Annotated in this window: 1 pseudogene; it reads right to left on the reverse strand. The window is 57.8% G+C overall.

Going from position 1 to position 244, the window contains the following annotated elements:
• Window positions 1-244: pseudogene (locus EOD29_RS34230) on the reverse strand (carbohydrate ABC transporter permease); the annotation flags it as partial.

The following is a 244-nucleotide window of genomic DNA, read 5'->3' on the forward strand; positions in this document are numbered from 1 at the left end:
AGCGAGATGACGAGCGAATTCCAGAAGAATCGGCCGAAGCTGACATCGAGGCCGACCCACCCGCGCGCATAGGACGAAAAATCGATCGACGACGGAATGAGCGAAGTCGACGAGAATATCTCGGTTTCCGGCCTGACCGAAGCCGAAACCATCCACTGCAACGGATAGACCATGAGTAGCGAAGCGGCGATCAGCAGGGAGTGGACAATGAGCGACCCGGGCAGGCTGCGTTTGGTGATATCGG

It is taken from the genome of Mesorhizobium sp. M1A.T.Ca.IN.004.03.1.1 (genome assembly GCF_003997555.1).
Lineage (GTDB): Bacteria > Pseudomonadota > Alphaproteobacteria > Rhizobiales > Rhizobiaceae > Mesorhizobium.